A 10,132-nucleotide genomic window follows, 5' to 3' on the forward strand; every position below is an offset into this window, starting at 1 on the left:
CCAGCAACACCAGCCGTGGAAGCAATCCTGCAAGCCGACCTTCCACGCACCACCGAAACCACACGCCCAAACCCGGGAAGGCTCTAAAACCCGACGCCCCACGCCAAGCCGAGCGAGACTCCACAACCCAACCCCCACGTCAAGCCGGGGAGACTCCAAACCCCGCACCCAACTAGGCCCGATAGACTAAGCGCCGTGACTTTCACGCTTCTTCCTGCTGTTGACGTGGCCGATGGTCAGGCTGTCCGCCTGGTCCAGGGTGCGGCCGGTACCGAGACTTCCTACGGGGATCCGTGGGAGGCCGCGTTGGCCTGGCAGCGCGCGGGCGCTGAGTGGATCCACTTGGTGGATCTCGACGCCGCGTTCGGCCGTGGTTCGAACCGGGAGTTGTTGGCGGACGTGGTGCGGCGGCTGGACGTGCGGGTGGAGCTTTCGGGCGGCATCCGCGATGACGAGTCGTTGAAGGCGGCGTTGGCGACGGGCTGCGACCGGGTGAACTTGGGCACGGCTGCTCTGGAGGACCCGGAGTGGGCGGATCGGGTCGTGGCCGAGCACGGGGATCAGGTCGCGGTGGGTTTGGACGTGCGGATCACGGAGCAGGGCCACCGGTTGGCCGCGCGCGGCTGGACTCGCGACGGTGGTGATCTGTGGGAGGTGCTGGCCCGGTTGGACGCGGCGGGGTGCCGTCGTTACGTGGTCACGGATGTGAGCAAGGACGGCACGTTGCAGGGCCCGAATTCGGAGCTGTTGCGCGAGGTGTGCGCCCGCACGGACGCGCCGGTCGTTGCCTCCGGCGGTGTGTCCAGTGTGGACGATCTGCGGGCGTTGGCGGAATTGGCGCCGCTGGGCGTGGAGGGTTCCATCGTCGGCAAGGCGTTGTACGCGGGGAACTTCACGTTGGAAGAGGCCCTCGCGGCCGTGTCCTGATCGGACCGGTGCCCGGCGGTGGCCGACTCCGCCGCCGGGCGCACCGGGTGCGCCCGGCTTCGCGCGGGCGGCCTACCCTGGGGGCATGGGCGTCGCGGTGCGAGTGATCCCCTGCCTGGACGTGGATGCCGGGCGGGTCGTCAAGGGTGTCAACTTCACGAACCTGGTCGACGCGGGCGATCCCGTCGAGCTGGCGAAGACCTACGACGCGGAGAGCGCCGACGAGCTCACCTTCTTGGACGTGACGGCGTCGTCGTCGGACCGCGAGACGACGTTCGACGTGGTGCGCCGGACCGCGGAGCAGGTGTTCATCCCGCTGACCGTCGGTGGCGGTGTGCGCAGCCCCGATGACATCAACCGCTTGCTGCGCGCGGGCGCGGACAAGGTCAGCTTGAACACGGCCGCCATCGCCCGCCCGGAGCTGCTGCGGGAGTCCTCCCACCGGTTCGGCGCGCAGTGCGTGGTGCTGTCCGCCGACGCCCGCCGGGTGCCGGAGGGGGAGCGGCCGACGGCGTCCGGTTTCGAGGTCACCACGCACGGCGGCAGGCGCGGCACGGGCATCTGCGCGGTGGAGTGGGCGCAGCGGGCGCAGGAGCTCGGCGTGGGCGAGATCCTGCTGAACTCGATGGACGCCGACGGCACCAAGGCCGGTTTCGACTTGGAGCTGATCCGCGCGGTGCGCGCCCGCGTCGACGTGCCGCTGATCGCCAGCGGTGGTGCCGGTGCGGTGGAGCACTTCGCGCCCGCGGTGCACGCCGGTGCGGACGCGGTGCTGGCGGCGAGCGTGTTCCACTTCGGGCAGTTGCGGATCAGCGAGGTCAAGGCGGCGATGCGCGCGGAAGGGATCACCGTCCGATGAGCGAACTCGACCCGGCGATCGCTGGCAGGCTCAAGCGCAACGCCGAGGGGCTGGTCGCGGCTATCGCGCAGCAGCGCGGCACCGGTGAGGTGCTGATGATGGCGTGGATGGACGACGAGGCGCTGCACCGCACCCTCACAACGCGCCGCGGCACGTACTTCTCCCGCAGCAGGAACGCGTACTGGGTGAAGGGCGAGACGTCGGGGCACGTGCAGCACGTGCACGAGGTGCGGTTGGACTGCGACGGCGACACCGTGCTGCTGGTGGTGGACCAGGAGGGCGCCGCCTGCCACACCGGCGACCACACCTGCTTCGACGCGGACGTCCTGCTCGCCGCGTCGTCGGAGTAGCTTCGCGCGGTGGAGCCGCCGCGCCTCCGTCGCCGCCCTGCGGCGCTGCTCGCCTGGCTCGTCGGTTCTGGACCGAGTTCCGGCGCCCGTCAGATGTCGAGGTCACCCGTGAGGTAGCGCTGGAGGTTGGGTCCGACGGTGGCGACGATGGTCCGGTGGTCGGCGGAGGCGAGGGGTTCGACCTCCACCACGTAGCGCGCCATGCCCAGCCCGATGATCTGGGAGGAGGCCAGCGAGGCCCGCAGTTCGGGGTTGTCCATGTCCAACGCCCTGGCGAGCTTGTCGATGATCACGATTGCGACGAACTCGCGCAGCAGCCGCACCGCCGTGCGGTGGGAGGCGACGCTGCGCACCAAGGCGGCGAACGCGCCGCCGCCCGCTTCGTCCCAGGCCGACAGGAAGCGGTGCAGGATGCGTTCGGCGAGCTTCTCCCGATCCCCGGCGAGCAGCTCCGGGAGGAGGACAGCCGGGTCCACCGGGATACGCACGGCGGCGGTGAACAGGGATTCCTTGCCGCCGAACCAGTGGTTGACCATCGCCGGGTCCACGCCTGCGCGGGTGGCGATGACCCGCACCGTGGCGTCGTTGTAGCCGTACTCGGCGAACACCTCGCGGGCAGCGTCGATCAGGGCCGCGCGGGTGTCCTGCCCGCCGGGCCTGCGCCCGCGCCGCTTCGGGCCGCTGTCGTCGGAGGTGCCGCTGCTCACCCCGCCATCCTTGCCGCTGCCCGGTGCCCGTCGCAAAAAGGCCCGTCGTGGGCGGGGCGTCCTGACCGCTGCGACGGGGCGGAGGCGGTGTCGGCACAATGATGGGCATGGTTGGCGACGGCGACATCGGCTGCATCACCCCGGACCGCACGGAATTCCGCGAGCTCGCCGCCGGGCGGCGGGTCATCCCCGTGGTGCGGCGGCTGCTGGCCGACGACGAGACCCCGCTGGGGGTGTACCGGAAGCTCGCGGGTGATCGCACGGGCACGTTCCTGTTCGAGTCCGCGGAGAACGGGCGTTCCTGGTCGCGCTGGTCCTTCGTCGGGGTGCGCAGCGCGGCGGCGCTGACGGTGCGCGACGGCGAGGCGTGCTGGACGGGCACGCCGCCGGTGGGGCTGCCGGAGGGCGGCGATCCGCTGGAGGCGCTGCGGGAGACGGTGCGGTTGCTGCGCACCGATCCGTTGCCGGGCCTGCCGCCGTTGACGGGGGGCATGGTCGGCTACCTCGGTTATGACGCGGTGCGCCGCCTGGAGCGGCTGCCGGAGCTCACCGAGGACGACTTGAAGATCCCCGAGCTGGTGATGCTGCTGGCCACCGACTTGGCCGCGCTGGACCACCACGAGGGCACGATCACGCTCATCGCGAACGCGGTGAACTGGGACGACAGCCCGGAGCGGGTGGACGCCGCCTACGACGACGCGGTGCGCAGGCTCGACGAGATGACCGAGCGGCTGTGCACGCCGTCGGAGCCGACGGTCGCCGCGTTCTCCCGGCCGGCGCCGGACTTCACGCGCCGTCGGACCCCGCAGGAGCACTACGCGGCGGTGGAGTCGGCGAAGGAGGCCATCCGTTCCGGCGAGGCGTTCCAGGTGGTCGTCTCGCAGCGCTTCGAGATGGAGACCAGCGCCGACGCGCTGGACGTCTACCGCGTGCTGCGCACCACCAACCCCAGCCCGTACATGTACCTGCTGCGGATGGCGGACCCGGAGGGAGGCCCGCCGTTCGACATCGTCGGGTCCAGCCCGGAGTCGCTGGTGACGGTCCGCGACGGGCAGGCGACGACGCATCCCATCGCGGGCACCCGCTGGCGCGGCGCCGACGAGGACGAGGACGCGCGGCTGGAGAAGGAGCTCAGCAACGACGAGAAGGAGCGGGCCGAGCACTTGATGCTCGTCGACCTGGGCCGCAACGACTTGGGCCGGGTGTGCCGCCCCGGTTCGGTGCACGTGGTGGAGTTCTTCCGCATCGAGCGCTACAGCCACGTGATGCACCTGGTCTCCACGGTCACCGGCACCCTCGGGGAGGACCGCACCGCGTTCGACGCGGTCACGGCGTGCTTCCCGGCGGGCACGTTGTCGGGGGCGCCGAAGCCGCGGGCGCTGGAGCTGATCGAGGAGCTGGAGCCGACGCGCCGCGCCCAGTACGGCGGGGTGGTGGGGTACCTGGACTTCGCCGGGGACGCCGACACGGCCATCGCGATCCGCACCGCGCTGGTGCGCGACGGAGTGGCGTACGTGCAGGCGGGCGGCGGCATCGTCGCCGATTCGGATCCGGTGGCGGAGGACCAGGAGACGCTGAACAAGGCGAAGGCCGTGCTCAACGCGATCGCGACGGCGCAGACGTTGCGCCCGCCGGCGGCGGCGGAGGAGCCGGTGGCGCGGCCGGGCGTGCAGGAGCGGGTTTGACCGCCCCGGAGGCGGCCGAGCCGCGCACGACGTCACCGCGGCTGCTGTGGTCGGTGATCCTGCTGCTGGTGGGGAGCGCGGGGCTGCTGTGGTGGGCGAGCGCCCTGAACTGGGTGTCCCGGCCGTACCGCACCCCGTTCTCCGGGGACGTCGAGTCCGCGGCGACGGGGGCGGCGGTGCGCCCGGAGCTGGTGCCGCTGGCGTTGGCGGCGCTGACGGCGGTGGCGGCGGTGCTGGCGACGGGTGGCTGGCTGCGCCGGATCATCGGCGCGCTGACCCTGCTGGGCGGGGTGCTGCTGGCGTGGCGGGCGGTGACCTGGCAGTTCGGTGCCTCGTCGGGGTACGTCCCGACGGACGTGCCCGGCGGCAGCGAGCCCGTCGGGGAGTTGTCGCGGGCGCCGTACGGGCCGCTGCTGATGCTGCTGGCGGCGCTGGCGCTGTTCGTCGCGGGGCTGCTGGTGGCGTGGCGGGCGAGCCGGTTGCCCGCGATGGGCGCGAAGTACTCCGCTCCGGGCGCGGAACGGCCGAAGTCGGCGGATCCGGACAAAAGGCTCTGGGATGCCCTGGACGAGGGAGCGGACCCGACGGATGAGCGATAGCGCCGCACCTACCGTGGTCCCGGCACCAGGCCGGGTACATCCGGGTGGTGGCGGGGGGTCCCGCGATCGGACCTGGCAAGGGACGAAGGTCCTTGCTGTGCAGGGACGTTGTACCGACCCCTTGGCGAGAGGCCGCACCGCACGGGGTTAGCATCGGCCATGCGAACGGCACGGCGGGAAGGGGAGTGTCGTGATCGAGCGCTTTGAGTTGTTCTGCGCGGAAGACGGTTTTCGAGACCTGCGGGCGAGTGTTCGGGGCACGCGTGACGAGGTGTTCGAGTGAGCGTTCTGGAATCCATCATCGAGGGCGTTCGCGAGGACATGGCTGTCCGCGAGTCCGCCGTTCCGTTCGACGAGATCAAGCAGCGGTCGGCCGCGGCACCACCGCCGCACGACGCGCTGGCGGCGCTGCGCGCGCCCGGTGTCGGCGTCATCGCCGAGGTCAAGCGGCGCAGCCCTTCCAAGGGCGAGCTCGCTGAGATCGGCGAGCCCGCCGACCTGGCCGCGGACTACGCGGCGGCGGGCGCGCGGGTGATCAGCGTGCTGACCGAGCAGCGCCGCTTCGGCGGTTCGCTGGCGGACTTCGACGACGTGCGCGCCAAGGTCGGGGGCACGCCGCTGCTGCGCAAGGACTTCATCGTCAGCCCGTACCAGGTGCACGAGGCTCGCGCGCACGGCGCGGACATGGTGCTGCTGATCGTGGCAGCGCTGGAGCAGAACGCGCTGGAGGCCCTGCTGGACCGGGTCGAGTCGCTGGGCATGACGGCCCTCATCGAGGTGCACACCGCCGAGGAGGCGGACCGTGCGCTGGAGGCGGGGGCGAAGGTCATCGGGATCAACGCGCGCAACCTGCACACCTTGGACGTGGACCGGGAGGTGTTCGGGCGGATCGCGCCGGGACTGCCGCCGGACGTGCTCAAGGTGGCCGAGTCCGGTGTGCGCGGCCCGAGCGACCTGATGGCGTACGCGGGTTCCGGTGCGGACGCCGTGCTCGTCGGTGAGGGCTTGGTGACCAGTGAGAACCCGCGGGTCGCGGTGACTCAGCTGGTGACCGCCGGGTCGCACCCGGCGTGCCCGCGCCCCAGCCGCTGAGTTCCGTTCCGCGCCCCGATCCCGGTTCCGCCGGTGTCGGGGCGCCGGTTTCGGGAACCCGAGGTGCGCGGTGGTGTACGTGCCTGCCCGGCGTTGCGGGGGGTGCGGGTGTCACCTGGTACCGGCGATTCGGCCGGTGTTCCGGGTTCTGAGGACGATTGGAGAGGTGACCCTGATGGCGACGGTGCACGACGCGCAGCACGATCGCGCGCATCGGCCGGGCCGTCCGGTGCCCGAAGGGCATGATCCGGATGAGCGGGGCCATTTCGGTCCTTACGGCGGCCGGTTCATGCCGGAGGCGTTGATCGCGGCGCAGGACGAGCTGACCGCTGAGTACGAGAAGGCGCAGCTCGACCCGGAGTTCACCGACGAGCTGGCGCGGCTGCTGCGGGACTACGCGGGGCGCCCGTCGCTGCTCACGGAGGCGAAGCGGTTCGGCGAGCACGCGGGCGGGGCGCGGATTCTGCTCAAGCGCGAGGATTTGAACCACACCGGCTCACACAAGATCAACAACGTGCTGGGGCAGGCGCTGCTGGTCAAGCGGATGGGCAAGAAGCGCGTCATCGCCGAGACCGGTGCCGGTCAGCACGGCGTGGCGACCGCGACGGCCTGCGCGCTGCTCGACCTCGACTGCGTGATCTACATGGGCAAGGTCGACACCGAGCGCCAGGCGTTGAACGTGGCGCGGATGCGGTTGCTCGGCGCGGAGGTCCGCCCCGTCGCGAACGGTTCGGCGACGCTCAAGGACGCGATCAACGAGGCGCTGCGGGACTGGGTCGCCAGCGTCGAGGACACCCATTACCTGCTGGGCACGGCCGCCGGGGCGCACCCGTTCCCGGTGATGGTGCGCAACTTCCACAAGATCATCGGCGAGGAGGCGCGCGAGCAGTCCCTCGAGAAGTTCGGCGGCCTGCCGGACGCGGTGGTCGCCTGCGTCGGCGGCGGCTCCAACGCCATCGGCATCTTCCACGGCTTCATCGACGACCCGGGCGTGCGCCTGGTCGGCTACGAGCCCGCGGGGCACGGCCTCGACAGCGGTGAGCACGGCGCGACCTTGAGCAAGGGCACGCCCGGCACGCTGCACGGCGCCCGCTCGTACCTGCTGCAGGACGACGACGGGCAGATCACCGAGGCCTATTCGATCTCGGCGGGCCTGGACTATCCCGGCGTGGGGCCGGAGCACTCGTACCTCAAGGACGCCGGCCGCGCCGAGTACCGCGCCGTCACCGACGACGAGGCGATGCAGGCGTTCAAGCTGCTCTCCCGCACCGAGGGCATCATCCCGGCCATCGAGTCCGCGCATGCCCTCGCGGGCGCGCTGGAGCTCGGCAAGGAACTCGGCCCGGACGCCACGTTGCTGGTGAGCCTGTCGGGCCGGGGCGACAAGGACATGGACACGGCCGCGAAGTACTTCGGCCTCGTCGACGAGTCCGGCGAGACCGTCGCGGACGACGCAGTGGGGGAGGCGGCCCGGTGAGCCTGCACGAGGTGTTCGCGGCCTGCCGCGACGAGGACCGCGCCGCGCTGGTCGGCTACCTGCCCGCGGGGTATCCCACGGTGGCGGGTTCGCAGGAGCTGCTGGCGGGGATGCTCGGCGGCACCGACGACGCGCCGGGCTGCGACATCGTCGAGGTCGGCGTCCCTTACTCCGACCCGGTCATCGACGGTCCGACCATCCAGGCCGCGGGGGACGTGGCGCTGCGCGCGGGGTTCCGCATCCGGGACCTGTTCGACGTGGTGTCCTCGGTCGCCGAGGCGGGCAGGCACGCGGTCGTGATGACCTACTGGAACCCGGTGCACCAGTACGGCCCGGACGCGTTCGCCCGCGACCTGAAGGCGGCGGGCGGCCTCGGGGTGATCACCCCGGACCTCGTCCCGGACGAGGCCGACGACTGGATGGCCGCCTCCGACGCGCACGGCGTGGACCGGATCTTCCTGGTCGCCCCGTCGTCCACGGAGCAGCGGCTGGCGATGACGGCGAAGGCCAGTTCCGGTTTCGTCTACGCCACCTCGGTGATGGGCGTGACGGGTGCTCGCGCCACCGTCGGCGACAAGGCGGAGAGCCTGGTCCGGCGCACGCGCGCGCACACGGACCTGCCGATCGGCGTGGGCCTCGGGGTCCGTTCCGGCGAGCAGGCCGCGGAGGTCGCGAAGTTCGCCGACGGCGTCATCGTCGGCTCGGCCTTCATCGACCGCGCCGAACGAGAGGGCGTCGACGGCGTCCGCGAGCTCGCCGCCGAGCTGGGCCGAGGCGTCCGCTCCCGCTGACCACGGCGGTAGGCGGTTGTCCTGTCAGCGGCGAAGCCGCTGAGCAGCGACCACGCACGCAAGCCGACCAGCAGCGGGTTCTCGGTCGTCTTCTCGCGAGGACGGCTTTTTCCCTCGTGGCGGAGCCACTTGGGAAAAAGATCCCGCAGCGAGAAGACGACTGAGGTTCCGCCACCCGACCACCAGCGCAGATCTCCCCGGGAAAGCCCCAGCACTCGGAACGTCCGATGGGGACCGATACGGTGGGCGCGTGAGCGCGCACAACCTCGCTGCCTCGGCGACCTCGTTCCTGGCGAACATTCCCAGCCCTCCGCAAGGGGTCTGGCAGATCGGCCCGGTGCCGTTGCGCGCGTACGCGCTGTGCATCATCGCCGGGATCGTCGTGGCGATCCTGTGGGGTGATCGGCGCTGGCAGGCGCGCGGTGGCCGCAAGGGCCTGGTCACCGACATCGCGGTGTTCGCCGTGCCGTTCGGCCTGGTCGGCGGACGGCTCTACCACGTCGCGACGGACTGGTACAAGTACTTCGGTCCGGGGCGCGATCCGCTGGACGCGCTGAAGGTCTGGGAGGGCGGCCTCGGCATCTGGGGCGCGGTCGCGCTGGGCGCGGTCGGCGCCTGGATCGGCTGCCGCAGGCGCGGGGTGCCGCTGGCGGCGTTCGCCGACGCGATCGCTCCGGCGCTGGTCACGGCGCAGGCCATGGGCCGGTTGGGGAACTGGTTCAACCAGGAGCTCTACGGCAGCCCGACGACGGTGCCGTGGGGCTTGGAGATCTACCGGCGCATCGACCCGGAGACGGGCATGGCGGACCAGATCTACGGGCACGCCATCGACCAGGCCGCGCCGCTCGCGGTGGTGCATCCAACGTTCCTGTACGAGCTGCTGTGGAACCTGCTGGTGGCCGTGCTGATCGTGTGGGCGGACCGGAAGTTCCGGATGGGCCGTGGCCGGGTGTTCGCGCTCTACGTCGCGGGCTACACGGCGGGCCGGGTGTGGATCGAGATGATGCGCACCGACGAGGCCACGCACCTGCTGGGCATCCGCATCAACGTGTTCACCTCGTTGATCGTGTTCGCGCTGGCCGTGATCTACCTGCTGGTGGTGCGCGGCAAGAGGGAAGACCCGGCGTCGCTGCGCGGCAAACCCCTGCCCGGCGACGACGACTACGGCGTGGAGCCGCCCGCCGACGGCGAGTCCGGCGGGACGGCTTCCGCCACCGAGGACGACCGCCCCTCGGGGTCCGGCGCGTCGAAGGCCGAAGCCGACCCGGACCCGCCGGAGCGGGAGGACTCCGCTGCGGACGAGCGCCCGAAGCAGGCCTCGGCCACGGCGGTCACCGACAAGAAGCCGGACGAGACCGAGGACAAGTAGCCCTCCGCCGAGCCGCAAGACGGCCGTGCCACCGAACCCCGGAGGCACGGCCGTTTTGCGCGATACGCCCCAGGCGCGAGCGGCTGAAGGCCGTGCAGCCGAACGAGCGAAGCAAGTCCTGCCTCGCGGCCGAAGGCCGTGCCTGTATTCGCGCAGCGAATAGCCCACGTCAAGAAGCCGCCCACCGGCGGGTTCTCAGGTGTCTTCTCGCGAGGACAGCTTTTTCCCTCGTGGCGGAGCCACTTGGGAAAAAGATCCCGCAGCGAGAAGACACCT

General features: G+C 71.4%; 10 protein-coding genes. 9 read left to right on the top strand and 1 reads right to left on the bottom strand.

Going from position 1 to position 10,132, the window contains the following annotated elements; genetic code table 11:
* Positions 1 to 195: 195 nt before the first annotated feature.
* From priA to hisI, 3 genes are all read left to right on the top strand, one after another.
* Positions 196 to 927 carry a bifunctional 1-(5-phosphoribosyl)-5-((5-phosphoribosylamino)methylideneamino)imidazole-4-carboxamide isomerase/phosphoribosylanthranilate isomerase PriA gene (gene priA / locus ACWD38_RS29255; protein ID WP_184481250.1) on the top strand — a complete coding sequence of 244 codons (732 nt, stop codon included), beginning with the start codon at positions 196 to 198 and terminating at the stop codon, positions 925 to 927.
* Positions 928 to 1,012: 85 nt separating this feature from the next.
* Positions 1,013 to 1,786, top strand: a complete 774-nt coding sequence (gene hisF, locus ACWD38_RS29260) for an imidazole glycerol phosphate synthase subunit HisF (RefSeq protein WP_184481247.1) — start codon at positions 1,013 to 1,015, stop codon at positions 1,784 to 1,786.
* Complete coding sequence (gene hisI, locus ACWD38_RS29265; protein ID WP_450125355.1) at positions 1,783 to 2,136, top strand: phosphoribosyl-AMP cyclohydrolase; 354 nt, start codon at positions 1,783 to 1,785, stop codon at positions 2,134 to 2,136. The genes hisF and hisI overlap by 4 nt, the downstream gene beginning before the upstream one ends.
* Before the next feature lie 89 nt (positions 2,137 to 2,225).
* On the opposite strand, the gene ACWD38_RS29270 is transcribed toward hisI, so the two are convergent.
* Positions 2,226 to 2,843, bottom strand: a complete 618-nt coding sequence (locus ACWD38_RS29270; RefSeq protein WP_450125356.1) for a TetR/AcrR family transcriptional regulator — start codon at positions 2,841 to 2,843, stop codon at positions 2,226 to 2,228.
* Between the two features lie 107 nt (positions 2,844 to 2,950).
* On the opposite strand from ACWD38_RS29270, the gene ACWD38_RS29275 reads away from it, so the two are divergent.
* The 6 genes from ACWD38_RS29275 (at position 2,951) to lgt (ending at position 9,856) form a co-directional block, all read left to right on the top strand.
* The gene (locus ACWD38_RS29275; RefSeq protein WP_184481241.1) at positions 2,951 to 4,528 is read left to right on the top strand and encodes an anthranilate synthase component I; all 1,578 of its coding nucleotides are present in this window, start codon (positions 2,951 to 2,953) and stop codon (positions 4,526 to 4,528) included.
* Positions 4,525 to 5,127: a Trp biosynthesis-associated membrane protein gene (locus tag ACWD38_RS29280; protein ID WP_450125357.1), complete on the top strand. Its 603-nt coding sequence runs from the start codon at positions 4,525 to 4,527 to the stop codon at positions 5,125 to 5,127. The genes ACWD38_RS29275 and ACWD38_RS29280 overlap by 4 nt, the downstream gene beginning before the upstream one ends.
* A 279-nt stretch (positions 5,128 to 5,406) precedes the next feature.
* Positions 5,407 to 6,219, top strand: coding sequence for an indole-3-glycerol phosphate synthase TrpC (gene trpC / locus ACWD38_RS29285; protein WP_184481237.1), 813 nt, complete (start codon positions 5,407 to 5,409; stop codon positions 6,217 to 6,219).
* Positions 6,220 to 6,394: 175 nt separating this feature from the next.
* Positions 6,395 to 7,696 (top strand): tryptophan synthase subunit beta, encoded by a 1,302-nt coding sequence (gene trpB, locus ACWD38_RS29290; RefSeq protein WP_221315895.1) that lies wholly within the window; start codon positions 6,395 to 6,397, stop codon positions 7,694 to 7,696.
* Positions 7,693 to 8,487 carry a tryptophan synthase subunit alpha gene (gene trpA, locus ACWD38_RS29295; RefSeq protein ID WP_184481235.1) on the top strand — a complete coding sequence of 265 codons (795 nt, stop codon included), beginning with the start codon at positions 7,693 to 7,695 and terminating at the stop codon, positions 8,485 to 8,487. The genes trpB and trpA overlap by 4 nt, the downstream gene beginning before the upstream one ends.
* A gap of 250 nt (positions 8,488 to 8,737) precedes the next feature.
* A complete protein-coding gene (gene lgt / locus ACWD38_RS29300; protein WP_184481233.1) occupies positions 8,738 to 9,856 on the top strand; it encodes a prolipoprotein diacylglyceryl transferase in 1,119 nt (372 codons plus the stop codon).
* Positions 9,857 to 10,132: the final 276 nt, after the last annotated feature.

Source organism: Saccharopolyspora sp. NPDC002578, from assembly GCF_053592695.1.